The 422-nt window shown below is 70.6% G+C and carries 1 protein-coding gene; it reads right to left on the reverse strand.

Features of this window, described 5'->3' with window-relative positions; all coding sequences use genetic code 11:
• Positions 1-225 precede the first annotated feature (225 nt).
• A partial coding sequence (locus ELR45_RS34485; RefSeq protein WP_240759116.1) for a VOC family protein occupies positions 226-422 on the reverse strand: 197 nt, incomplete at its 5' end.

Consider the following 422-nt stretch of genomic DNA (forward strand, 5'->3'; position numbering starts at 1 on the left):
CCTCACCGTCCCGGTGGCGCTGTCCACCCTGACGAACAACCCGGCGTTCAGCTCGCCGTGGGGTGCCGTCATGGCGGTGGCGACGCTGACCGCGTTGCCGTTGCTCGTCGTCTTCCTGGTCTTTCAGCGGCAGTTCGTCCAGGGCATCGCGAGCACGGGGATCAAGTAGCGATCAGGCGGCCGGTCAGCCGTGGACACGGCTGACCGGCCGATCGTGTGGAGGGGTCAGCTGTCGTCACCGTGCAGCATCGCGAGCATGACCTCGTTCCCCTCGGGGTCGGTCAGCACCCAGCAGTCCGGCTCGGTCACGTCGGAGAGCACTGTGGCGCCCGCGGCACGCGCGGCCTCCAGCCGGCGTTCCGCCTCCTCGACGTCGACGGACACGTCGACCCGGACGCCGCCGCTGCGTCCCGGGACCCGAG

The organism is Phytoactinopolyspora endophytica, from assembly GCF_004138495.1.
Classification (GTDB): domain Bacteria; phylum Actinomycetota; class Actinomycetes; order Jiangellales; family Jiangellaceae; genus Phytoactinopolyspora; species Phytoactinopolyspora endophytica.